The organism is Embleya sp. NPDC055664 (genome assembly GCF_053618075.1).
Window position 1 is genome coordinate 99,876 of the sequence record NZ_JBSHGZ010000010.1, and the last position, 23,568, is coordinate 123,443.

The following is a 23,568-nucleotide window of genomic DNA, read 5'->3' on the forward strand; positions in this document are numbered from 1 at the left end:
CTTGAGTACATCCGAAGTCGAAGCGTCGCTCGAGCCGGACGAGGCCCTGGTCGTACCGGGCCCGGCCGCCGGGGCGGCGACCGCCGTGGCCCCGACCCCGGTCGAGGCGCCCGCGCCGCCGCGTGGCGGACTGGCCGGCGGCCTGCTGAAGCTGGCCCGGCCCAAACAGTGGGTCAAGAACGTGCTCGTGTTCGCCGCGCCGCTGGCGGCCGGGCGACTGGACGAGGGCTACGTCCTGGGCCACAGCGCGATCATGTTCGTGCTGTTCTGCCTCGCCGCCTCGGCGATCTACTACATCAACGACGCGTTCGACGTCGAGGCCGACCGCGAGCACCCCACCAAGCGCAACCGCCCGATCGCCTCCGGTGTGGTGCCGGTCAAGCTCGCCTGGACGCTCGGCCCGATCCTGGGCATCGCCGCCGTGGTGCTCGGGGTGCTGCTGTGCAACCCGGGGACCGCGCTGGTCCTGGGACTGTACGTGGTGCTCAACGTCGCGTACTGCTTCTCCTTCAAGCACGTGGTCGTGCTCGACCTGGCCATGGTCGCCTCCGGCTTCCTGTTCCGGGCGATGGCCGGCGGCACCGCGTCCGAACTGCCGCTGTCGCGCTGGTTCCTGCTCACCGCGGGCTTCGGGTCGTTGTTCATGGTCGCGGGCAAGCGCTACTCGGAGATGGTGTTGATGGGCGAGGAGGCGGCCAAGACGCGCGCCTCGCTGGCCAACTACTCGATCACCTACCTGCGCTTCGTGTGGCAGATGGCGGTGTCGGTGACGCTGCTCACCTACTCGCTGTGGGCGTTCCAGATCCCCGAGGGCGATTCCACTCTGGCCTGGCACCAGTTGTCCCTGGTCCCGTTCGGCTTCGCCTTCCTGCGCTACGCCGTGTACGTGGACGCCGGAACCGCGGGGTCCCCCGAGGACGTTCTCCTCAAGGACAAGGTCCTCGTCGGCCTTGGCTTCGCCTGGCTTCTCACCTTTGTTCTGGGAGTGTTCCATGTCTGACGGCCCGTCGGCCGACGTACGACCGACCGCTCGGCGGGTCCGGCTGAACGGATGGGGACGCACCGCCCCCACCTTCGCCGACGTCGTGCGACCCACCACCCGCGAGCAGGTCGCGACCGCCCTGGGGCAGCGCACCTCGCGCGGGGTGATCGCCCGCGGCCTGGGCCGCTCGTACGGCGACCCCGCGCAGAACGGCGGCGGCACCGTCCTGGACATGACCGGCCTGGACCGGATCCTCGCGGTGGACCTGGAACGTGGTCTGGTCACCTGCGAGGCCGGGGTCAGCCTGGACCGGTTGATCGAACTGTTCGTCCCGTTCGGCTTCTTCGTCCCCGTCACCCCCGGCACCCGGCAGGTGACCGTGGGCGGCGCGATCGGCGCCGACGTGCACGGCAAGAACCACCACGCCGACGGCAGCTTCTGCAACCACGTGTTGTCCATGGACCTGCTCCTGGCCGACGGCACCGAGCGCACCGTCACCCCGGACAACGACCCGGAGCTGTTCTGGGCCACCGCCGGCGGCATGGGCCTGACCGGCCTGGTGTTGTCCGCGACCATCCGCATGACGCCCATCGAGACCTCGCTCGCGTCGGTGGACACCGACCGCACGCGCAACCTCGACGAGGCGATGGCGCTGATGGCCGAGACGGACGAGAAGTACACGTACACCGTCGCCTGGCTCGACTGCCTGGCCAAGGGCCCGAACCTGGGCCGCTGCGTGCTCACCTGCGGCGAGTTCGCGGCGCTGGACGACCTGCCTGCCAAGCAGCGCCGCGACCCGCTGCGCTTTCGGACCGGCTCGCTGCTGACCGTGCCGGACCTGGTGCCGGGTCGGCTGCCGAACAAGCTCACCATGGGGCTGTTCAACGAGCTGTGGTACCGCAAGGCGCCCAAGCACAAGGTCGGCCAACTCCAGTCGATCACCGCGTTCTTCCACCCGCTGGACCTGGTCCAGGAGTGGAACCGGGTCTACGGGCGGACCGGCTTCCTCCAGTACCAGTTCGTGGTGCCGTTCGGCCGCGAGGACGGGCTGGTCAAGGCGGTCGAGACGATCAGCCGGCACGGCGCGCCCTCCTCGCTCACCGTGCTCAAGCGCTTCGGTCCGGGCAACGCGGGCTTCCTGTCCTTCCCCAAGCCGGGCTGGACGCTGACCCTCGATTTCCCGACCAACACCCCCGGCCTGGCCCGGCTGCTGCGCGAGCTCGACGAGATCGTGCTGACCAACGAGGGCCGCTTCTACCTCGCCAAGGACTCGCGGATGGACCCGGCCGACCTGGCCCGGATGTACCCGCGGCTGGAGCAGTTCCGCGAGGTGCGCGCCAAGGTCGACCCGGACGGGGTCTTCGTCTCCGACCAGGCGCGCCGGCTCGGGATCTGACCGGCCGGCCACGCAGCACTCCCTCCTCCGTCTCGTGAACCACGCTTTTGTGAAGGACGCACCGTGAAAGACGCCTTGGGCGCACCGCAGTCCCTGCTCGTTCTCGGCGGTACCTCCGAGATCGCGCTGACCACGGCCCGCGCGATGGTCGCCGAGCGCGTGCGGCGGGTCGTGCTCGCCGGACGCCCCTCCGCCGGGCTCGAGGCCGCCGCCGACGACCTGCGCGGTCGCGGCGCCACGGTCGAGGTGGTCGCGTTCGACGCGGCCGAGCCCGACGACCACGAGAAGACCATCGACGAGGTCTTCGCGGCGGGCGACATCGACGTCGTGCTGCTCGCGTTCGGGGTGCTCGGCGACCAGGACGCGGACGCGAAGGACCCGGCCGCCGCCGCGCGCGTCGCGCAGGTGAACTACGTGGGCGGCGTCTCGGCCGGGCTCGCGGCGGCGAACGCGCTGTCCCGGCAGGGGCACGGGGCGCTCGCGGTGATCTCGTCGGTGGCCGGCGAGCGGGCCCGCAAGTCGAACTTCATCTACGGCTCGACCAAGGCCGGCCTGGACGCGTTCGCGCAGGGCCTGGGCGACAAGCTGCACGGTACGGGCGTGCACGTGATGGTGGTCCGGCCCGGGTTCGTCCGGACCAAGATGACCGAGGGCCTGCCGGACGTGCCGCTGGCCACCACGCCTGAGGTGGTCGCCGAGGCGATCGTCAAGGGCCTGCGGCGCAAGTCGTCGGTGGTGTGGGTGCCCGGTCAGTTCCGCTTCGTGATGTCGGCGCTGCGGCACGTGCCGCGGCCGATCTTCCGCAAGCTCAACATCTGACGTCACGCCGCGCGAAGGCCCGTCCCGGTGGTCCGGGGCGGGCCTTCGCGTGTCCGGGGCCGGGGTCTTCGGGGCGGGCGCCGCCCGGCCGCTACGGTGGCCCGGTCGTGGTTGACCCGGGTACGGACGAGGGGCGCGGGCATGGGCAGCAGGGGAAACGTCGGCCTGACCGGTGGGATCGGGGCGGGCAAGAGCGAGGTGGCGCGGCTGCTCGCGGAGCTGGGCGCGGTGGTGATCGACTCGGACCGGATCGCGCGCGAGGTGGTGGCGCCCGGGACGCCCGGCCTGGCGGCGGTGGTCGCCGAATTCGGCGAGTCTGTGCTGCTGCCCGACGGCTCGCTCGATCGACCGGGGCTGGGTCGGATCGTCTTCGGCGCGCCGGAGCGGCTGGCCGCGCTGAACGCGATCGTGCATCCGCTGGTCGGGGCGCGCGCGGCCGAGCTGACGGCGGCGGCCGGGGAGGACGCGGTGCTGGTCAACGACGTGCCGCTGCTCGTGGAGAACGACCTGGCCGGGCTGTACGACCTGGTGGTGGTCGTGGACGCGGCCCCCGAGACGCAGCTGGACCGGCTGGTGCGGCTGCGGGGCATGCCGGAGGCCGACGCGCGGGCCCGGATGGCCGCGCAGGCGTCGCGGGAGCAGCGGCTGGCGGTCGCGGACGTGGTGATCGACAACGACGGGCCGCTGGAGGCGCTGGAGCCGCAGGTGCACTCGTTGTGGGAGCGGTTGACGGGCGCCTGAGGCTTGGTCGTGGGTGCGGCGCGGGTCGGCGGGGTTTACCCGCCCGCTCCGCCCGTTGCGTTTGGTGTGGAGGCTGCGGTTGCTCCTGTGCGTGGGTGACCCGATCCGGCCCGTGGGCGCCCCGTCGTGGCCTTGGGGGTGGGTTTCCGGGGGTACGGAAGGCTGCCGAGGGTTGGGCTTGCGGCGTTTGTCGGTGTGGGGTCGTAACGTGTATGGGGTGCGACCCATCACCGATCTCGAACGCAAAGTGGCGCCTTTCGAGGTCGTCAGTCCCTTTCAACCGTCCGGCGACCAGCCGCAGGCGATCGATCTGCTCGAGGAGCGGATCAAGGCCGGCGACCGCAACGTGGTGCTGCTCGGCGCCACCGGCACGGGGAAGTCGGCGACGACCGCGTGGATGATCGAGCGACTGCAGCGACCGACGCTCGTCATGGCGCCCAACAAGACCCTCGCCGCGCAGCTCGCCAACGAATTCCGCGAGCTGCTGCCCAACAACGCCGTCGAATACTTCGTCTCGTACTACGACTACTACCAGCCCGAGGCGTACGTCCCGACCACCGACACCTACATCGAGAAGGACTCCTCGATCAACGAGGAGGTCGAGCGGCTGCGGCACTCGACCACCAACTCGCTGCTGACCCGCCGTGACGTGGTCGTGGTCGCCTCGGTGTCCTGCATCTACGGCCTGGGCACCCCGCAGGAATACGTGGACCGCATGGTCCGGCTGCGGGTCGGCGAGGAGATCGAGCGGGACGAGCTGCTGCGCCGCTTCGTGGGCAACCAGTACACCCGCAACGACGTCGCGTTCACGCGCGGCACCTTCCGGGTGCGTGGCGACACGATCGAGATCTTCCCGGTCTACGAAGAGCTGGCCGTGCGGATCGAGATGTTCGGCGACGAGATCGAGTCGCTGATGACGCTGCACCCGCTCACCGGCGAGGTGGTCAGCGAGGACGACGAGCTGTACGTCTTCCCCGCCACCCACTACGTGGCCGGCCCCGAGCGCATGGAGCGCGCGGTCGTCGGGATCGAGCGCGAGCTGGAGGAGTCGCTGGCGCTGCTGGAGAAGCAGGGCAAGGTGCTGGAGGCGCAACGACTGCGCATGCGCACCACCTACGACATCGAGATGCTCCGCCAGATCGGCACCTGCTCCGGCGTGGAGAACTACTCGCGGCACATGGACGGCCGCGAGGCCGGCAGCGCGCCGAACACGCTCCTCGACTACTTCCCCGAGGACTTCGTCCTGGTGCTGGACGAGTCGCACGTGACCGTGCCGCAAATCGGCGCGATGTACGAGGGCGACGCGTCGCGCAAGCGCACGCTGGTCGAGCACGGCTTCCGGCTGCCGTCCGCGATGGACAACCGCCCGCTGAAGTGGGAGGAGTTCCTGGAGCGGGTCGGCCAGACGGTGTACCTGTCGGCGACGCCCGGCAAGTACGAGCTGGCCAAGGCCGACAAGGTGGTCGAGCAGATCATCCGGCCGACCGGACTGGTCGACCCCGAGGTCGTGGTCAAGCCGACCGAGGGCCAGATCGACGACCTGCTGCACGAGATCAGGATCCGGGCCGAGAAGGACGAGCGGGTGCTGGTCACCACGCTCACGAAGAAGATGTCCGAGGACCTGACCGACTACTTCCTGGAGCAGGGTGTGCGGGTGCGCTACCTGCACAGCGACATCGACACGCTGCGCCGGGTGGAGCTGCTGCGCGAGTTGCGGCTGGGCGAGTTCGACGTGCTGGTCGGCATCAACCTGCTCCGCGAGGGCCTGGACCTGCCCGAGGTCTCGCTCGTGTCCATCCTGGACGCGGACAAGGAGGGCTTCCTGCGCTCGGGCACCTCGCTGATCCAGACCATCGGCCGCGCCGCGCGCAACGTGTCCGGCCAGGTGCACATGTACGCGGACCGGATCACCCCGTCGATGGAGAAGGCGATCGACGAGACGAATCGCCGGCGCGAGAAGCAGGTCGCGTACAACGCCGAGCGCGGCATCGACCCGCAACCGCTGCGCAAGAAGATCGTGGACATCCTCGACTCGATCTCGCGCGAGGACGCGGACACCGCCGACCTGCTGTCCGGCGGGGGCCGGGGCCGGCAGAAGGCACCGGTGCCGGCGCTCGGCCGCAAGGGCGGGGCGAGCGACATGCCCGCGACCGACCTGGCCGACATGATCCGGGTGATGACGGACCAGATGCACGCCGCCGCCTCCGAACTGCAATTCGAGCTGGCCGCGCGGTTGCGCGACGAGGTCGGGGAGCTGAAGAAGGAGCTGCGCGGGATGAAGGCCGCGGGCATCGCGTAGCAGGATGACGGGACGGCTCGCCGGATCCGAGGGAACGGCCTGCCGAGCCCGTACGTCATGACCGGTAGGTTCGTGACCCTGAATGTGTCCGAGGGGGCTCGCCGGGACACCGGCGACCCCCGAGGACTACTCTGCGGCCAGTACGGGCCCGCCTGCCTCGTTCCGGGGCGGGGCCCACGAGCCGCGTGACCGAAAATCTGTGAGGGGAGACGTCGCCAGTGGCCGTCAACATGTCCAAGGGCCAGAGGATTTCACTCGACAAGCCGGGTGGTGGCGAGCTGACCATGGTCCGGATGGGCCTGGGCTGGGACGCCATCAAGCGCCGCGGCCTGTTCGGCAGCCGGGAGAAGGAGGTCGACCTCGACGCGTCGTGCGTGCTCTTCGCGGAGAACCAGCCGGTCGACGTCTGCTACTTCGGCCAGCTCACCAGCAAGGACGGGTCCGTGCGCCACACCGGCGACAACCTGACCGGGCACGGTGACGGTGACGACGAGTCGATTCTGGTGGACCTGGGTCGCGTGCCGGTGCACGTGGACCAGATCATCTTCACGGTCAGCTCCTTCCAGGGGCAGACCTTCCAGGAGATCGAGAACGCGTTCTGCCGGATCGTGGACGAGACCACGAACACCGAGCTGGCTCGCTACACGCTCTCCGGCGGTGGCAACTACACCGGCCAGATCATGGCCAAGCTGTACCGGCACGGCACCGGCTGGAAGATGGCCGCGATCGGCGAGCCCGCCCACGGGCAGACCCTGCGCGACCTCCTGCCGGCTCTGATGGCGCACCTGTAGGACGCACAACCACACATGGCGAGCGGGCCGGGACGGGCGGACGACGCCTCCCGGCCCGCTCGCGCGGGGTCCGTCCCGGCGGGGCGGGGAGGGGACGAACGCACGTGAGCACCGAACTGGTACGGGGTCAGAATCTGGCACTGCCCGACACCCGGGTGGAGGTCGAGGTCGCCGCGCAGTGTCCGGTCGAGCTGGTGGTGGCCCTGGTGGGGGCCGACGATCGGGTCCGCGGCGACGACGACGTGGTCCAGCGCGGCGGTGGCGACACCGCCGGGGTGACGATCCGTCAGGCCGGTGCGACCTTCGAGTTGGACAAACTGCCCGCCGAGGTCGAGCGGGTGCTGGTCGGCGCCTCGCTCGAGGGCGGCGGCGTGGACCGCTTCGGCGTGGTCGCGGCGCCCGTGGTCACCGTGCGCGCGGGGGGCGAGGACCTGGCCTCCTTCCGGGTCACCGACCTCGGCAACGAGCGGGCACTGCACACCGTCGAGCTGTACCGGCGCCAGGGGGCGTGGAAGGTGCGCGCCGTCGGGCAGGGCTACGACGCGGGCCTGGAGGCGCTGCTCAAGGACGTCGGGGTACAGAACCGGGCCCGGGTCGTGGACCGCGCGCGGACCGCCCTCGGCGGGCCGGCCGCCGCGCCGTTCAGCGCCGCGAACGCGCCCACGGAGCCGCGCGAGCCGGGCACCGTGCCGCGCGTGGACGCCAACGGCGGCATGGCCTGGGCCGCGCCGCCGCCGGATGTCGAGCAGGAGGCGAACCGGCGGGCCGCGCGGCGCGAGGTGGAGAAGCTGTACGAGCAGGTCTGGGGCGTCTTCGAGGACGCGGCGCGGTCGGCGGCGGCCTATCGCTCGGCGATCGAGTACGCGGACGGCCGGCTGGACAAGGAGCTGGAGGGGGTCCTGAACGACCCCGCCGCGCGCTTTTCGCCCGCCGGGCTGGCCGCGCAGGACACCGCGCGGGATCGGCATCGGGCGCTGGCCGAGCAGGCCAAGGCGGTACTGGATCGCGACACCGCGCAACTGGTCGGCGAGGTCGAGCAGTTGGAGCCGAACCTGCCGCCGGTGATGGCGCGTTGGGACAGCACGTCGTGGGCCGGGTGGCAGGCGCCGGAGGACGGGGCGCCGGCGATTCGGCTGGGCGACCTGTATCTGCCGGAGCGGCCCGAGTTGCGGGTGCCGATGGTGTTGCGGCTGCCGATGGACCGCGGGTTGTGGGTGGACACCGGCGCCACCGGTCTGGAGGGCGAGCGGGGCGACGGCGCGGAGCGGGCGAACGAGCTGGCGGTGTCGTTGACCGCGCGGATGTTCGCGGCCTTCCCGGTGGGCGAGTTCAAGGTGCACGTGATCGACCCGGCGGGCAAGGGCACGGCGGCTGCGCCGTTGCAGCCGCTGGCGGCCTCGCGGCTGCTGGTGGGGCCGGTGGCCACGGACGCGGCCGACATCTCGGCGCTGCTGGGTCGGATCATCGACCGCATCGAGCTGGTGCGGATGGCGGTGGCCAACGACGCTGTGGACTCGCTGCCGGACGGGCTTGATCTGGCGCGGCAGTTGTTGCTGGTGCACGATTTCCCGTTCGGGTTCGACGATCGCAGTGCGGCTCAGTTGCGACACATCGTCGAGGAGGGGCCGCGGGTCGGGGTGCACGTGATCGTGGTCGGGTCGCGGGTGGACGCCGAGTCGTTCGGGCCGCTGCTGGAGCCGTTGTGGCGGTCGTTGTTGCGGCTGACGGCGATTCCGGAGGATCACATCATGGATCCGTGGATCGGCCTGCCGTGGGTGTACACCCCGGACCTGCCCTCCGGCGGCGCGGAGGCCACACGCCAACTCCTGTCCTGGGTGGCGGGCGCGCGCTAGGCCGGGGGCGGCCGGGTGGGGGGCCTCCGGGCCGCGGGCCGCGCGGTGTCCTCAAGCGCCGGACGGGCTGGGTGTTTCGGGTGCGTCGGCGCCGGGGGCTGGGGTTGGGTGGTGGCCTCCGGCCGGGTGTCCTCAGGCGCCGGACGGGCTGATTGTTCGGTGTCCCGAGTGTCGGGGCTGCGGTTTGCTGGTCGTCTTCTTCCGGGTTGTCCTCAGGCGCCGGACGGGCTGGGCGGTTCGGGCGTCCCGAGTGCCGGGGGCTGGGGTTGGGTGGTGGCCTCCGGCCGGGTGTCCTCAGGCGCCGGACGGGCTGGGTGTTTTGGGCGTCCGGAGCACCGGGGGCTGCGGATGGGTGGTGGCCTCCGGTCGGGGTGTCTTCAAGCGCGTCGGGCGGGCTGATTGTGTTCGGTGCTCCAAGTGCCAAGGCTGCGGTGGTTGTTGGGCTCCGGCCGGGTGTGCTCAAGTGGCGGGCGGCGCGCTGATTGTTCGGCGCCTCGAGTGTTGGGGGCGGTGGCCCGCTGTCCACAAGTGGCGGATGGGCTGATTGAGGGTGCTCGGCCGAACGTCATTACCCGACCTCAGCCGCCGGCGCTCGGCGTTCTCGAACCGGCTGCCCCGTCCGGCGTTTGGGGACACCGGGCCGGCGGTCATCACCATGCCGCAGCCTCCGGGACTCGGGGTACCCGAACCGAAGTCCCCAGCCTTTCCGGCGTTTGAGGACACCCGGCCGGAGGCCACCGGCAAACCGCAGCCCCGGCGCTCGGGGTACCGAAAACAGTCAGCCCGTCCGGCGTTGAGGACGACCCCCGGGTGAGTCACCGTCCAGCCGCAGCTTCCGGCAGTCGGCGCATCCGAAATCCATCCAGCCGGTCCGGCGTCCGAGGACGACCCCGGGCAGGCCGGGTGCCCAAAGCATCCAGCCCGTCCGGCGGTTGAGGACGATCGCGGGTGAGCCATGACCAAGCCGCGGCCTCCGGCGCTTGGGGGTGGACGATCCCACCCGGCCGGTCCGGCGTTCGGGGACGCCCCGGGTGGGTCGCCGTCCGGCTGCGGGATTCGGTGGTTGGGGCATCCGACAACCGGCCGGCGCGTTCGGGGTTGAGGACGCCCGGCAGCAGGCCGACATCGCGCCGCAGCCTTCGGCGGTCGGGGTGCCCGAATTGCTCAATCTGTCCGGCGTTTGAGGACGATCCCGCGTGGGTCGCCGTCCAGCTGCGGCTTCCGGTGGTCGGGGCATTCGGAAAGCAGCCGGCCCGTTCGGCGTTTGAGGACAACCCTGGCGGGGGTGGCTACCAGGCTGCCAGGCGTGGTGCTCGGGTGCCCGAAATCGCTGCGCCGGTCGGGTGTTTGGGGGTGATCCGGGTGGGCGCGCACCATGCTGCGGCTCAGTCGAGATCGGCCGGCCGGGTCGGTGGTGGACTGGGAAGGGTCGTCGGTTTGGGGGAGTTGGGGGGAAAGGGGCGGGAAGCGGGGGCCTGGGGTCGTAGACTCTCGGGCCGTCGGTCGTGATCGAGGCGGCCTGGGGAAAGGTTGTCGCCTTGTTCGCCTATGCCGATCCGGTGCGGATGCTCGGGGTGGCCGCCGAGGTTGCGCGGACCGAGTTCGCGGTTGTCGATCTGGAGACGACCGGGTTCTCGCCCGCTCGTGGGGATCGGATCGTGGAGATCGGCGTCGTGCGGATGCGCGGCACCGGTGAGGTGCTGCGGGAGTGGACCACGCTGCTCGATCCGGGGCGGTCGGTGGGCGCGAGCCACGTGCACCGGATCACCGCCGCCGACGTGGTGGGCGCGCCCCGTTTCGCGCAGATCGCCACCGAGTTGGCCGGCCTGCTCGCGGGCGCGGTCGTCGTCGCCCACAACGCTTCCTTCGAGCAGCGTTTCCTGGAGGCCGAGTTCGTCGCCGCCGGCCTGGCCCCGCCCACCCTGCCCGCGCTGTGCACGATGCGGCTGGCCAAGGCGTCCGGCCTGCCGCTGGCCGACCACAAGCTCGGCACCTGCTGCGCCCACTTCGGGCTGACCTTCCCCGACGCGCACGCGGCCCTGGCCGATGCCCGGGTCACCGCCCGCCTGCTGCCGCTGCTCCTCGCCGGCCTCGGTACCCGCAGCCTGGGTCTGCCGGTGCCGCCGGCCCGTGCCCCCGAGACCCTGCACGCGCCCGTGCTCAAGCCGCGCCGGGGGTTCGCGCCCGCCCGGTGACGGGTATCCGGGCAGCCCGACACAGGGATCACCGAGCGCCCTGTCACCAGGATTTGGCAAAGGATCGCTTGGTGTTTCCTTTACCTTCTGGCATCCTGGAGGCAATCGGAGGGGTACAGACCCCCCTCCGGCGATGACGCGACCCCCCACGTCTGCCGGAGGCGCAGTGGACGTTTCACCCGTTGCCTGGATCCTGACCATCGTCGTGCTGCTGGCACTGGTGGCAGTCGATCTGTTCATCAACCGCAAACCCCACGAGGTGACCCTCAAGGAGGCGTCCCTGTGGGGCATCTTCTGGGTCGGCCTCGCCGTGCTGTTCGGCATCGGCCTGACGGTCTTCGCCGGTGCCGAGCCCGGCGGCGAGTTCTTCGCGGGCTTCATCACCGAGAAGTCGCTGAGCGTCGACAACCTGTTCGTGTTCGTGCTGATCATGGGCAAGTTCGCGGTGCCGCCGCAGTACCAGCAGCGGGTGCTGCTGGTGGGTGTGCTGCTCGCGCTCGTGCTGCGCGGCGCCTTCATCGCCGCCGGCGCCGCCGTGGTCGCCGCGTTCTCGTGGGTCTTCTTCATCTTCGGCGCGTTCCTGATCTGGACCGCATGGAAGCTGATCAAGGAGGCGCAGTCGGACGAGGAGGAGGAGTTCGAGGAGAACGCCCTCCTGCGCAAGGTCGAGAAGGTGCTGCCGACCACCGACGGCTACCGCGACATGAAGCTGGTGGTGCGCGAGAACGGCAAGCGGCTGGTCACGCCGATGCTGATCGTGATGATCGCCGTCGGCACCACCGACGTGCTGTTCGCGCTCGACTCGATCCCGGCGATCTTCGGCCTCACCAAGGAGCCGTACATCGTCTTCACGGCGAACGCGTTCGCCCTGATGGGGCTGCGCCAGCTCTACTTCCTGATCGGCGGACTGCTGAAGAAGCTGGTCTACCTGTCGTACGGCCTGTCGGTGATCCTGGGCTTCATCGGGGTCAAGCTGATCTTCGAGGCGCTGCACGGCGAGGGCGTGCACGTGCCGGAGATCGGCATCCCGTTCTCGCTCGGCGTGATCGTGGCGACCCTGGCGGTGACCACGGTGCTGAGTCTGCGCAAGACGAAGAAGGACGAGCGGGCGGCGGCCGAGGCGGCCGCGAAGGCGGACCGGGACGCGAGCGTCTAACCCGGAAGCGGTACGGCCGGCGGCCCCTGCGCGAGGACGATCTCGTGCGGGGGCCGCCGTGCGTCCGGGCCCGGCCGCAGTCGTACGCCGACGCTGCCGCACAGGCAGCGGGTGTAGACGACTTCGCCCTGGGATGTGAGGTGCCGGGACAGTACGGTCATACGCGGATCCTCGATCCGCCCGCAGGCGTCGCACCGGGAAGACATCGCGTTGCCCCCATGTTCACTAGGGTAATAGGTGTGCTGGTGTAGCTCCTTACATAGTTCGCAGCCTAGGTAAGGGTTCAATGGAAGTCAACGGTTACCGCAGTGACGGGGTCGGCGCTGCCGTCGCGATGGTCAACGCGTGGACCGGCGAGGAGGGCGCGGCGCCGGACGTGCAGTCCGCGCGCGATGTGCTGAGGCCGTTCTCGTATCTGGTCGCCGACCTGGACGAGAGCGCGCTCGAACCGTTGCTCGCCTGGGCGCGGGAGCTGCGCGCGTTCTTCGTGCTCGGTGATCTGGAGGCCGCCGTGGCGCACGTGAACGGCCTGCTGGAGCGGGTCGAGTCGCGACCTCGGCTGGTGGATCACGGGTATGGGCTGCACCTGCACCACGCGCCGTCGGGGGTGCCGTTCGTCCAGCGCATCCGGATCAGCACCGCACTGGGGCTGGCCAACCTGGTGGCCGACTACGGGCTCGGCCGCTCCGGGGTGTGCGCGGCGGCGGCCTGCGACCGCGTGTTCGCGGACACCTCGCGCAACGGTCGCAAGCGCTACTGCTCGGACACCTGCGCCAACCGGGCGAACGTGGCGGCGCACCGGGCCAGGCGGCGGGCCGCCGAGGGCGCCGGACGGGTCTGAACCGGCCCGGCGCCCCGCGGATCCGCTACCAGCGGCGGGCGCGCCATTCGGCGAGGTTGGGGCGCTCCGCGCCCAGCGTGGTGTCGTTGCCGTGGCCCGGGTAGACCCAGGTCTCGTCGGGGAGCACGTCGAACAACTTGTGCTCGACGTCGTCGATCAGGTGGTCGAAGGCGGCGGGATCGCCGAAGGTGTTGCCCACCCCACCCGGGAACAGGCAGTCGCCGGTGAACAGGTGCGGGTGCCCCTTGGGGTCGTCGTACAGCAGCGCCACGCTGCCCTCGGTGTGCCCCACCAGGTGGATGGCCCGCAGCTCGATCGCCCCGAACGCGACCGTGTCGCCGTCGTCCAGGAGCACGTCGCTGGGCACCGGGATGGCCTCGGCGTCGGCGCGCCCCGCGAGCGTGGTGGCCCCGGTGTGCGCGACCACCTCGGCCAGCGCCTGCCAGTGGTCCTGGTGCCGATGGGTGGTGACCACCTTGGCCAGGCCGCCGTCGCCCACCAGGGTGATCAGCGTGCCCGCGTCGTTGGCCGCGTCGATCAGCAACTGCTCATCGGTGGCGCGACAGCGCAGCAGGTAGGCGTCGTTGTCGTAGGGCCCGACGGCCACCTTGGTGATCATCAGCTCGGCCAGCTCGCGCACGGCCGGGGCGCCGCCGACCTTCACGGATCCGTGATACGTCATGCGGGCCATCCTCCCCGGCCGCGCGCCCTCTCGGCTACCGGCGGGCTACATCCAGGCGGGCGGTGTCGGCAGGGGGCCGGCCGGCTCGACGCTCAACCCGTCGCCGTTGGCGCGGCCGATCAGCCAGGCGAGCAGCGACTGGCGGCGGCCCGAGACGACCGCGGCGGGGGCCACGCCCTCCGGGCCGATCAGCAGCTCGCGGTGGGTGATGTCGTCGCGCAGCAGCAGCGGCGGGCAGTCCGGCCGGCCGCGGAAGGACGCCGCCACCTCGTTCAGCTCGCGGTCGGCGTACTCGGTCGGCCAGTGCGCCGGCGTCCAGCCCGCGTCCAGGTCGACGTGGTGGATGTACAACTCGCGCAGCCGCTTGGCGGGCAGCGTCGTCGCGGCGATCTCGCCGGCGTTGCGCGCGGTCACCTTGGCGCCCCACGCGGTCGGCGTCATCGCCGTGAACGCCTGGGCGAACCGGCCCGAGGCGTCGTACAGGTCGGTCAGCTGCTCCCGCGGCGGCCGGCCGGCGCCCTCCTCGATGGCCCGGTCGCGGGCGTCGCCCGGCGGGTACATCGGGGTGGGTATCCCGGTCCGCGCCCAGTTCAGCAGGTTGGTCAGGGCGTCCGCGTTGCGGGCCAGATGGGTCAGCACATGGCCCCGGCTCCATCCGGGCAGCAGCGACGGGCCGGCCAGGTGCTCGGCCGACAGTCGTTCCGCGCTCGCCAGGACCTGAGCGGTCGCCTCGTTGATCTCCGCGAGCATCGCGGCCGGCTCGAACCCGTCCGTGGTCACGTTTACCTCCCCCGGATCGCCCTCCGCCGCGGATTCGCGGAACGAGACGGGTCCCGATGCGACGGAGGTCTGTGATGTTGCAGCTTAGTGCGGCGGGCAGGCCCGAGTGCCCGGGCCGGGGCTTCACACGATCGGGTGAAGAAGGGCCCGAAGAAGTTTTGTTCGAATGAATGTGCGATAGCCTGGCGCCTCAAAGGGGAACAAACACCTGCCCGCGGCTGCTTACGATGGCGCGAGGACGTAACGATCCGGGGCCGCAGAACGTCACCACCGGCGTGACCTCGACTGCGACCGCCCCCCGGGTCCGCATCCTCGATCCGCACTGTCGACGCGTACCGATCAGCCTCTGATCGGCTTCCGTTCAGCTCGACACCATTCAGCCGCAGCGGCATGTCGTCGAAGGGTTTCGATTCTCAAGTGGCCGACCGTCTCATCGTCCGTGGCGCGCGCGAGCACAACCTCAAGGACGTCTCCCTCGACCTTCCGCGCGACTCACTCATCGTCTTCACCGGCCTGTCCGGGTCCGGCAAGTCCTCCCTCGCCTTCGACACGATCTTCGCGGAGGGACAGCGCCGCTACGTCGAGTCGCTGTCGTCCTACGCGCGCCAGTTCCTCGGGCAGATGGACAAGCCCGACGTCGACTTCATCGAGGGCCTGTCGCCCGCGGTCTCGATCGACCAGAAGTCGACGAACCGCAACCCCCGCTCCACGGTCGGCACCATCACCGAGGTCTACGACTACCTGCGCCTGCTCTACGCCCGGATCGGCCACCCGCACTGTCCCGAGTGCTCCCGGCCGATCGCCCGGCAGAGCCCGCAGCAGGTGGTCGACCGGGTCCTGGAGCTGGAGGAGGGCACCCGCTTCCAGGTGCTCTCGCCGATCGTGCGCGAGCGCAAGGGCGAGTTCGTCGACCTGTTCGCCGAACTCCAGTCCAAGGGCTACAGCCGGGCCCGGGTGGACGGCACGGTGATCCAGCTCACCGACCCGCCCAAGCTGAAGAAGCAGGAGAAGCACACGATCGAGGTGGTCATCGACCGCCTCACCGTGAAGTCCTCCGCCAAGCGCCGGTTGACCGACTCGGTGGAGACCGCCCTCGCGCTCGGCTCCGGCATGGTCATCCTGGACTTCGTCGACCTGCCCGAGGACGACGCGCACCGCGAGCGCATGTTCTCCGAGCACCTCTACTGCCCCTACGACGACCTGTCGTTCGAGGAGCTGGAGCCGCGCTCGTTCTCGTTCAACTCGCCGTTCGGCGCCTGCCCCGACTGCACCGGCATCGGCACCCGCATGGAGGTCGACCCCGAGCTGGTCGTGCCCGACGGGCAGAAGTCGCTCGACGAGGGCGCGCTCGCACCGTGGAACGTCGGACACGCGTCGGAATACTTCGGCCGGTTGGTCTCCTCGCTCGCCGAGGAGATGGGCTTTCGGACCGACATCCCCTGGGACGGGCTGCCGCAGCGGGCCAAGAAGGCGCTGCTCAACGGCCACAAGACGCAGATCCACGTCAAGTACCGCAACCGCTACGGGCGCGAGCGCTCCTACTACACCTCGTTCGAGGGCGCGCTGCCCTACATCGTGCGCCGGCACTCCGAGGCGGAGACCGACGTCAGTCGCGAGCGCTTCGAGGGCTTCATGCGCGAGGTGCCGTGTGCCACCTGCCACGGCGCCCGGCTCAAGCCGATCGTGCTCGCGGTGACCATCGCCGACAAGTCCATCGCCGACGTGGCTGGCATGTCGATCAGCGACTGCGCCGAGTTCCTGAGCCGGATCAAGCTGGTGGCGCGGGAGAAGAAGATCGCCGAGCGGGTGCTCAAGGAGGTCAACGAGCGGCTGCGCTTCCTGATCGACGTGGGCCTGGAATACCTCTCGCTCAGCCGCCCCGCGGCCACTCTGTCCGGCGGCGAGGCGCAGCGCATCCGGCTCGCCACCCAGATCGGCTCGGGTCTGGTCGGCGTGCTCTACGTACTCGACGAGCCCTCCATCGGCCTGCACCAGCGCGACAACCACCGGCTGATCGAGACCCTGGTCCGGCTGCGCGACATGGGCAACACGCTGATCGTGGTCGAGCACGACGAGGACACCATCCGGGTCGCCGACTGGGTCGTCGACATCGGCCCGGGCGCCGGTGAGCACGGCGGCGAGGTGGTGCACTCGGGCACCTACAAGGACCTGCTCAAGAACAAACGTTCGGCCACCGGCGACTACCTCTCCGGCCGCAGGTCGATCCCCACCCCGACCGAGCGCCGGGTACCGGACAAGAAGCGCCGGCTGGTGGTGCACGGCGCCCGGGAGAACAACCTGCGCGACGTCGCCGTGGGCTTCCCCCTCGGCGTGCTCACCGCGGTCACCGGCGTCTCCGGCTCGGGCAAGTCGACCCTGGTCAACGACATCCTGTACACCCACCTGGCGCGCGAGCTCAACGGCGCGCGCAGCGTGCCGGGCCGGCACACCCGGATCACCGGCACCGACCTGGTGGACAAGGTCGTGCACGTCGACCAGGGGCCGATCGGGCGCACCCCGCGCTCCAACCCGGCCACCTACACCGGCGTGTTCGACCACATGCGCAAGCTGTTCGCGGAGACCACCGAGGCCAAGGTGCGCGGCTACCTCCCGGGCCGGTTCTCGTTCAACGTCAAGGGCGGTCGCTGCGAGAACTGCGCGGGCGACGGCACGATCAAGATCGAGATGAACTTCCTCCCCGACGTATACGTGCCGTGCGAGGTCTGCCACGGCGCGCGCTACAACCGGGAGACCCTGGAGGTGCACTTCAAGGGCAAGAACATCTCCGAGGTGCTGGACATGCCGATCGAGGAGGCCCTGGCCTTCTTCGAGGCGGTCCCCGCGATCGCTCGGCACCTGCGCACGCTCAACGACGTCGGCCTGGGCTACGTGCGTCTGGGCCAGCCCGCCACCACGCTCTCCGGCGGCGAGGCGCAGCGCGTCAAGCTGGCCTCCGAGCTGCAGCGCCGCTCCAGCGGCAAGACGGTCTACGTCCTCGACGAGCCGACCACGGGTCTGCACTTCGAGGACATCAGCCGGCTGCTCGGCGTGCTGACCAGCCTGGTCGACAAGGGCAACACGGTGATCGTGATCGAGCACAACCTCGACGTGATCAAGACCGCCGACTGGGTCGTCGACCTCGGCCCCGAGGGCGGCAGCGGCGGCGGTCTCGTCATCGCCGAGGGCACCCCCGAGGAGGTCGCCGAGGTGGCGGGCAGCCACACCGGCAAGTTCCTCCAGGACGTGCTGTACGACCGACGCTGACGCGAGTGGCGCAGGGGCCGGGTGCGAGGATTGACCGGCCTCACGGTGGCGCGGCCGACGTCCGGCCGCGCCACCGGCGTCACCCGTTCACAAGGAGATCCCGCATGACCGCGCAGCACCAGCCCCGGCCCGAGCACCCGTCCGACACCGCGGGCGGGACCGGACCGGATCGGCGCACGCTGCTGCGCGGCGCCGCGGTGGTGGGCGCGGTCGGCGTTGCCGGTGCGGCCGTGACCGCCTGCGCGACGGACAACCAGCCCGCGACGCCGCACGAGAAGAAGCTGCTCGACGGTCCGGTCACGGTGGGCCGGGCCGACGACGTGGTGGTCGGCAAGGGCAAGGTCTACACCGACACCTCGATCGTGGTCACCCAGCCGGCCAAGGACGATTACAAAGCGTTCGACGCCCGTTGTCCGCACCAGGGCTGTCTGGTCACCAAGGTCGACCAGGGTGTCATCCAGTGCCAGTGCCACGGCAGCCAGTTCTCGATGAACGACGGTTCGGTCGTGCGCCGACCCGCCAAGCGCGGTCTGACGCCGCTGCCGGTCACCGTCGCGAACGGCGAGATCGTGGTGGGTTGACCGCGAAAATCTGTTGGAGCCAGCACATAGGGTGGAGAAATGGACCCGTCGTCGTACCGGCCCGCGCCCGGCCAGATCCCGACGTCGCCCGGTGTGTACCGGTTCAGCGACGAGCACCGGCGCGTGGTCTACGTCGGCAAGGCGAAGAACCTGCGCGCCCGGCTCTCGTCCTACTTCCAGGACCTGGCCAACCTGCACCCGCGCACCCAGACCATGGTCACCACCGCCGCCTCGGTGGACTGGACCGTGGTCGGCACCGAGGTCGAGGCGCTCCAGCTCGAATACTCCTGGATCAAGGAATTCGACCCCCGCTTCAACGTCAAGTACCGCGACGACAAGAGTTATCCCTCGCTCGCGGTGACGCTGAACGAGGAGTTCCCGCGCGCCCAGGTGATGCGCGGTCCGCACCGCAAGGGCGTGCGCTACTTCGGACCGTACGGGCACGCGTGGGCCATCCGCGAGACGCTCGACCTGCTCCTTCGGGTTTTCCCGGTACGCACCTGCTCGGCCGGGGTGTTCAAGAACGCCCGCCGGGTGGGCCGGCCCTGTCTGCTGGGCTACATCGGCAAGTGCGCGGCGCCGTGCACCGGCAAGATCTCCGCCGAGGACCACCGCGCGCTGGCCGAGGACTTCTGCGAGTTCATGGCCGGCCGCACCGGGCCCTACGTCAAGCGCGTCGAGCGCGAGATGAAGCAGGCCGCGCAGGCGATGGAATACGAGAAGGCGGCCCGGCTGCGCGACGACCTGGCCGCGCTCACCCGCGCCCTGGAGAAGAACGCGATCGTCTTCGGCGACGGCACCGACGCCGACGTGATCGCCCTCGCCGAGGACGAACTCGAGGTCGCCGTCCAGATCTTCCACGTGCGCGGCGGCCGGGTGCGCGGCCAACGCGGCTGGGTCACCGAGCGGGTCGAGGACGTGGACACCGCCGACCTCGTCGAGCACTTCCTCCAGCAGCTCTACGGCGAACAGCGCGGCGAGGCGGTGCCGCGCGAGGTGCTGGTGCCCGCCCTGCCCGCCGACACCGCCGCCCTGAGCGAATGGTTGTGCGAACTGCGCGGCGCCAAGGTCGAATTGCGGGTGCCGCAGCGCGGCGACAAGAAGTCGCTCCAGGAGACCGTGCAACGCAACGCCGCCCAGGCGCTGAACCTGCACAAGCTGCGCCGGGCGGGCGATCTGACCGCCCGCTCGCTGGCGCTGCAACAGCTGGCCGAGGCACTGGAGATGGACACCGCGCCGCTGCGCATCGAGTGTTACGACATCTCGCACCTGCAGGGCACCGAGGTGGTCGCCTCGATGGTGGTCTTCGAGGACGGGCTGCCGCGCAAGAGCGAGTACCGGCGCTTCGCGATCAAGACCTTCGAGGGCCAGGACGACCCGCGCGCGATGCACGAGGTGCTGACCCGGCGTTTTCGGCGGTACAAGTCCGACCTCGCGCGGGACGCGGCCGGCGATGCCGCGGCGGAGGCGACGGACGCGCAGGGCGCCGACGGCGCGGAGCACACCGGGCCGATCGACCCCGAGACCGGCAAGCCGAAGCGGTTCGCGTATCCGCCGCAGCTGGTCGTGGTCGACGGCGGGCAACCCCAGGTCGCCGCCGCGATGCGGGCCCTGGAGGAGGCCGGCGTGGTGGACGTGACCGTGTGCGGCCTGGCCAAGCGGCTCGAAGAGGTCTGGGTCCCGGGGGAGGACGACCCCATCGTGCTCCCGCGCAGCAGCGGCGAGGCGCTGCTGATGCTCCAGCGCATCCGCGACGAGGCACACCGCTTCGCGATCACCTACCACCGCGCCAAACGCTCCAAGGCGATGACGGCGAGCGCGCTGGACGACATCCCGGGCCTGGGCGAGACCCGGCGCAAGGCGGTCCTCGCGCACTTCGGCTCGCTCAAGCGCCTGCGCGCGGCCCGGATCGAACAGATCACCGAGGTGCCCGGCATCGGTCGGGCCACCGCGGCGGCGATCGTGGCGGCGCTCGCCACGCGGGCGCCCGCGGCTCCCGCCGTGAACACCGCCACAGGCGAGATCATGGAAGACGACGACGCCGCCGGCGGCATCGACGCCGGTAGCGGTGCCGAGGTCGACGACGGCGGCGAAGGCGGCGCCGACGACGGTGTCGGCGCGACGGACGAGGCGGTCCCGGTTGCACCCCCGAGGCAGGAACCAGCAGGAGGAAGCGTTGAACTCGCCCAGCCGTAGGTGCGGCACGCACCGGGGGGACGCATGAGTACCGAGAACACGAACGACGAGGTCGAGGGCACCCCGGAGCTGGTGATCATCTCCGGCATGTCCGGCGCCGGTCGCAGCACCGCCGCCAAGGGCATGGAGGACCTCGGCTGGTTCGTGGTGGACAACCTGCCGCCGTCGCTGATCCCCGCCATGGTCGACCTCGGGGCCCGTACGCAAGGGGCGGTCGCGCGGATAGCGGTCGTCGTCGACGTGCGCGGCCGTACCTTCTTCGACGACCTGCGCTCCGCGCTCGGTGAGCTGGACGCGTCCGGTGTGGTGCGTCGGATCGTCTTCCTGGAGGCCTCCGACGACGTGCTGGTGCGCCGCTTCGAGGGGGTCCGCCGGCCGCACCCGCTCCAGGACGACGGCCGCATCCCCGACGGCATCGCCCGCGAGCGCGAACTGCTGCGCGAGCTGCGCGGCGAGGCCGACCTGGTGATCGACACCTCCGACCTGAACGTGCACCAGCTGCGGGCCCGGATGGACGACCGGTTCGCCGGCTCCGGCGAGCCGCAGCTGCGCGCCACGGTGATGTCCTTCGGCTTCAAGTACGGCCTGCCCGTGGACGCCGATCTGGTGGTCGACTGCCGCTTCCTGCCCAACCCGCACTGGATCCCGGAGCTGCGCCCACACACCGGCATGGACGAGGCGGTCAGCCGCTACGTGTTCGACCAGCCCGGCGCGAAGGAGTTCCTGGACCGCTACGCCGAGCTGCTGCACATCGTCACCGAGGGCTACCGGCGCGAGGGCAAGCGCTACGTCACGCTCGCGGTGGGCTGCACCGGCGGCAAGCACCGCAGCGTTGCGATGGCCGAGCGCCTCGCCCGCCGGCTCACCGAGGACGGCCTGGACACCGTGCTCGTGCACCGCGACATGGGCAGGGAATGAGCGGCCCCAAGGTGGTCGCCCTGGGCGGCGGACACGGGCTCTCCGCCTCGCTGGCGGCGCTGCGCCGGCTCACCGACGACCTGACGGCGATCGTCACGGTCGCCGACGACGGCGGCTCCAGCGGGCGGCTGCGCAAGGACCTGGGCGTATTGCCGCCGGGCGATCTGCGGATGGCGCTGGCCGCGCTGTGCGGCGACGACGAGTGGGGGGTGACCTGGAGTCGGGTCATCCAGCACCGGTTCCGCCGCGAGGGCGAGTTGAACGGGCACGCGGTCGGCAACCTGCTCCTGGTCGGCCTGTGGGAACTGATGGACGACCCGATCGCGGCGCTGGACTGGATGGGCCGCCTCCTCGGCGCGCACGGGCGGGTGTTGCCGATGTCGGCGGTCCCGCTCGACATCGAGGCCGACGTCGCCGGGCACGACCCGGCCCACCCGGAGCGGGTGTCCACGGTGCGCGGGCAGGCGCAGGTCGCGGTCACCCCGGGCGACGTGCGCGGGATCCGGCTGCTCCCGGCCGATCCGCCGGCGGTGCCCGAGGCGGTCGCGGCGGTCCGTGACGCCGATTGGGTGGTTGTCGGGCCCGGTTCGTGGTTCACCTCGGTGCTGCCCCACCTGCTCGTTCCCGAGTTGGCGGCGGCGCTGGTGGAGACCAAGGCCAGGCGGTTGCTGGCGCTGAATCTGGCCCCGCAACCGGGCGAGACGGCGGGTTTCTCGCCGCAGCAGCACCTGGAGGTACTGGCCGCGCACGCCCCGGGGCTGACCTTTGACATCGTCCTCGGCGACCGCGACCGTGTGGAGGACGTACCGGGCCTGGAACGGGCCACGGCGGCGCTCGGTGGACACATCCATCTGGCCCCCGTGTCGGCGGTCGACGGCTCGCCGCGACACGACCCCGAACGGTTGGCCTCGGCCTACGGCCGGATCTTCGTCGATCGTGAAAGGATCGCTCCATGGCGATGACGGCAGCAGTGAAGGACGAGCTCAGCCGCCTCCCGGTCACCCGGTCGTGCTGTCGCAAGGCGGAGGTCTCCGCCCTCTTGCGCTTCGCGGGCGGACTGCACATCGTGGGCGGGCGAATCGTCATCGAGGCGGAGCTGGACACAGCGATGGCCGCGCGCCGGCTGCGCAAGGACATCCTCGAGGTATACGGGCACAGCTCGGACCTGGTCGTGGTGGCCCCCGGCGGGCTGCGTCGCGGCAGCCGCTACGTGGTCCGGGTCGCGGTCGGCGGCGATCAGCTGGCCCGCCAGACCGGGCTGCTGGACGCGCGCGGACGACCGGTACGCGGACTGCCGCCCCAGGTCGTCTCGGGTGCCACGTGCGACGCGGAGGCTGCCTGGCGCGGTGCGTTCCTGGCCCACGGCTCGCTTACCGAACCCGGCCGCTCCTCGGCCCTGGAGGTGACCTGCCCCGGCTCCGAGGCGGCGCTCGCCCTGGTCGGCGCGGCCCGTCGGCTGGGCCTGGCGGCCAAGTCGCGCGAGGTGCGCGGGGTGGACCGGGTGGTGGTCCGCGACGGCGACGCGATCGGTGCGCTGCTCACCCGGCTCGGCGCGCACGAGAGTGTGCTGGCCTGGGAGGAGCGGCGGATGCGCCGCGAGGTGCGGGCCACCGCGAACCGGCTGGCCAACTTCGACGACGCGAACCTGCGCCGCTCGGCCCGGGCGGCGGTGGCCGCGGGGGCACGGGTGCAGCGGGCGTTGGAGATCCTGGGCGAGGAGGTCCCGGAGCACCTGGCGGCGGCCGGCAAGCTGCGGCTCGACCACAAGCAGGCGTCCCTGGAGGAGTTGGGCGGGCTGGCCGAGCCGCCGCTGACCAAGGACGCGGTCGCGGGTCGGATCCGCCGCCTGCTGGCGATGGCCGACAAGCGCGCGGGCGAGCTGGGCATGCCCGGCACCGACGCCGGATTGTCCGTGGACATACTCGTGTCCTGAGCGATCCCGGGGCGGGTCGCGCGACCCGCACGGGCGGTGCGAACCGGCGGGTCCGGCACGCGGCCCCGCCGCGTGAGCCAAAACCATTCGAAGGCGTCGATCCGCGAGGCATAGGGTCTCCGGATCGGCGCCTTCGTCCGT

Annotated in this window: 19 protein-coding genes; 16 read left to right on the forward strand and 3 right to left on the reverse strand. The window is 71.0% G+C overall.

The annotated features are described in order from the left end of the window. Position 1 precedes the first annotated feature (1 nt). The 9 genes from ACWGR4_RS19220 (at position 2) to ACWGR4_RS19260 (ending at position 12,232) form a co-directional block, all read left to right on the forward strand. Positions 2–1,000 carry a decaprenyl-phosphate phosphoribosyltransferase gene (locus ACWGR4_RS19220; protein ID WP_380011357.1) on the forward strand — a complete coding sequence of 333 codons (999 nt, stop codon included), beginning with the start codon at positions 2–4 and terminating at the stop codon, positions 998–1,000. Continuing rightward, positions 993–2,378, forward strand: a complete 1,386-nt coding sequence (locus tag ACWGR4_RS19225; RefSeq protein WP_380011354.1) for an FAD-binding protein — start codon at positions 993–995, stop codon at positions 2,376–2,378. The genes ACWGR4_RS19220 and ACWGR4_RS19225 overlap by 8 nt, the downstream gene beginning before the upstream one ends. Positions 2,379–2,441: 63 nt before the next feature. After that, complete coding sequence (locus tag ACWGR4_RS19230; RefSeq protein ID WP_380011351.1) at positions 2,442–3,197, forward strand: decaprenylphospho-beta-D-erythro-pentofuranosid-2-ulose 2-reductase; 756 nt, start codon at positions 2,442–2,444, stop codon at positions 3,195–3,197. 141 nt (positions 3,198–3,338) lie between these two features. Beyond that, positions 3,339–3,938 (forward strand): dephospho-CoA kinase, encoded by a 600-nt coding sequence (coaE, locus tag ACWGR4_RS19235; RefSeq protein ID WP_452133582.1) that lies wholly within the window; start codon positions 3,339–3,341, stop codon positions 3,936–3,938. A 217-nt stretch (positions 3,939–4,155) separates the two neighbouring features. After that, positions 4,156–6,237, forward strand: a complete 2,082-nt coding sequence (uvrB, locus tag ACWGR4_RS19240) for an excinuclease ABC subunit UvrB (protein ID WP_380011345.1) — start codon at positions 4,156–4,158, stop codon at positions 6,235–6,237. 218 nt (positions 6,238–6,455) lie between these two features. Then, positions 6,456–7,028 carry a TerD family protein gene (locus tag ACWGR4_RS19245; protein ID WP_078977660.1) on the forward strand — a complete coding sequence of 191 codons (573 nt, stop codon included), beginning with the start codon at positions 6,456–6,458 and terminating at the stop codon, positions 7,026–7,028. 104 nt (positions 7,029–7,132) lie between these two features. After that, entirely contained in the window at positions 7,133–8,881 is a 1,749-nt protein-coding gene (locus ACWGR4_RS19250; RefSeq protein ID WP_380011342.1) for a TerD family protein, read from the forward strand. Positions 8,882–10,419: 1,538 nt separating this feature from the next. Continuing rightward, positions 10,420–11,076, forward strand: coding sequence for a 3'-5' exonuclease (locus tag ACWGR4_RS19255; RefSeq protein ID WP_452133581.1), 657 nt, complete (start codon positions 10,420–10,422; stop codon positions 11,074–11,076). A 166-nt stretch (positions 11,077–11,242) separates the two neighbouring features. Further along, positions 11,243–12,232 (forward strand): TerC/Alx family metal homeostasis membrane protein, encoded by a 990-nt coding sequence (locus ACWGR4_RS19260; RefSeq protein WP_452133580.1) that lies wholly within the window; start codon positions 11,243–11,245, stop codon positions 12,230–12,232. Here the strand turns inward: ACWGR4_RS19260 and ACWGR4_RS19265 are convergent. Further along, entirely contained in the window at positions 12,229–12,393 is a 165-nt protein-coding gene (locus ACWGR4_RS19265) for a hypothetical protein (RefSeq protein ID WP_380011333.1), read from the reverse strand. The two genes, ACWGR4_RS19260 and ACWGR4_RS19265, sit on opposite strands and share 4 nt — an antisense overlap. A gap of 125 nt (positions 12,394–12,518) precedes the next feature. On the opposite strand from ACWGR4_RS19265, the gene ACWGR4_RS19270 reads away from it, so the two are divergent. Beyond that, positions 12,519–13,073: a CGNR zinc finger domain-containing protein gene (locus ACWGR4_RS19270; RefSeq protein WP_380011330.1), complete on the forward strand. Its 555-nt coding sequence runs from the start codon at positions 12,519–12,521 to the stop codon at positions 13,071–13,073. A 25-nt stretch (positions 13,074–13,098) separates the two neighbouring features. Here the strand turns inward: ACWGR4_RS19270 and ACWGR4_RS19275 are convergent, their stop codons facing one another. Continuing rightward, a complete protein-coding gene (locus tag ACWGR4_RS19275; protein WP_126641290.1) occupies positions 13,099–13,755 on the reverse strand; it encodes an MBL fold metallo-hydrolase in 657 nt (218 codons plus the stop codon). A gap of 45 nt (positions 13,756–13,800) precedes the next feature. Next, the gene (locus ACWGR4_RS19280; protein ID WP_452133579.1) at positions 13,801–14,535 is read right to left on the reverse strand and encodes a maleylpyruvate isomerase family mycothiol-dependent enzyme; all 735 of its coding nucleotides are present in this window, start codon (positions 14,533–14,535) and stop codon (positions 13,801–13,803) included. Between the two features lie 417 nt (positions 14,536–14,952). Here ACWGR4_RS19280 and uvrA point away from each other — a divergent pair, with 417 nt between their 5' ends. The 6 genes from uvrA (at position 14,953) to whiA (ending at position 23,427) form a co-directional block, all read left to right on the forward strand. After that, positions 14,953–17,799 (forward strand): excinuclease ABC subunit UvrA, encoded by a 2,847-nt coding sequence (uvrA, locus tag ACWGR4_RS19285; RefSeq protein WP_380011324.1) that lies wholly within the window; start codon positions 14,953–14,955, stop codon positions 17,797–17,799. 104 nt (positions 17,800–17,903) lie between these two features. Then, positions 17,904–18,380 (forward strand): Rieske (2Fe-2S) protein, encoded by a 477-nt coding sequence (locus ACWGR4_RS19290; RefSeq protein ID WP_380011321.1) that lies wholly within the window; start codon positions 17,904–17,906, stop codon positions 18,378–18,380. Positions 18,381–18,419: 39 nt separating this feature from the next. Next, positions 18,420–20,576: an excinuclease ABC subunit UvrC gene (gene uvrC, locus ACWGR4_RS19295; RefSeq protein WP_452133600.1), complete on the forward strand. Its 2,157-nt coding sequence runs from the start codon at positions 18,420–18,422 to the stop codon at positions 20,574–20,576. 24 nt (positions 20,577–20,600) lie between these two features. Continuing rightward, positions 20,601–21,494, forward strand: coding sequence for an RNase adapter RapZ (gene rapZ / locus ACWGR4_RS19300; protein ID WP_380011315.1), 894 nt, complete (start codon positions 20,601–20,603; stop codon positions 21,492–21,494). Continuing rightward, positions 21,491–22,456 (forward strand): gluconeogenesis factor YvcK family protein, encoded by a 966-nt coding sequence (locus ACWGR4_RS19305; RefSeq protein ID WP_380011312.1) that lies wholly within the window; start codon positions 21,491–21,493, stop codon positions 22,454–22,456. The genes rapZ and ACWGR4_RS19305 overlap by 4 nt, the downstream gene beginning before the upstream one ends. Next, positions 22,447–23,427, forward strand: a complete 981-nt coding sequence (gene whiA / locus ACWGR4_RS19310) for a DNA-binding protein WhiA (RefSeq protein ID WP_020553580.1) — start codon at positions 22,447–22,449, stop codon at positions 23,425–23,427. Before ACWGR4_RS19305 ends, whiA begins: the two co-directional genes overlap by 10 nt. Positions 23,428–23,568 lie beyond the last annotated feature (141 nt).

Coding starts and splice junctions, on each gene's coding strand:
- ACWGR4_RS19265 (WP_380011333.1), bottom strand. CDS start 12,393: ATGACCGTACTGTCCCGGCACCTCACATCCCAGGGCGAAGTCGTCTAC.
- rapZ (WP_380011315.1), top strand. CDS start 20,601: ATGAGTACCGAGAACACGAACGACGAGGTCGAGGGCACCCCGGAGCTG.
- ACWGR4_RS19305 (WP_380011312.1), top strand. CDS start 21,491: ATGAGCGGCCCCAAGGTGGTCGCCCTGGGCGGCGGACACGGGCTCTCC.
- ACWGR4_RS19225 (WP_380011354.1), top strand. CDS start 993: ATGTCTGACGGCCCGTCGGCCGACGTACGACCGACCGCTCGGCGGGTC.
- uvrC (WP_452133600.1), top strand. CDS start 18,420: ATGGACCCGTCGTCGTACCGGCCCGCGCCCGGCCAGATCCCGACGTCG.
- whiA (WP_020553580.1), top strand. CDS start 22,447: ATGGCGATGACGGCAGCAGTGAAGGACGAGCTCAGCCGCCTCCCGGTC.
- ACWGR4_RS19270 (WP_380011330.1), top strand. CDS start 12,519: ATGGAAGTCAACGGTTACCGCAGTGACGGGGTCGGCGCTGCCGTCGCG.
- coaE (WP_452133582.1), top strand. CDS start 3,339: ATGGGCAGCAGGGGAAACGTCGGCCTGACCGGTGGGATCGGGGCGGGC.
- ACWGR4_RS19275 (WP_126641290.1), bottom strand. CDS start 13,755: ATGACGTATCACGGATCCGTGAAGGTCGGCGGCGCCCCGGCCGTGCGC.
- ACWGR4_RS19290 (WP_380011321.1), top strand. CDS start 17,904: ATGACCGCGCAGCACCAGCCCCGGCCCGAGCACCCGTCCGACACCGCG.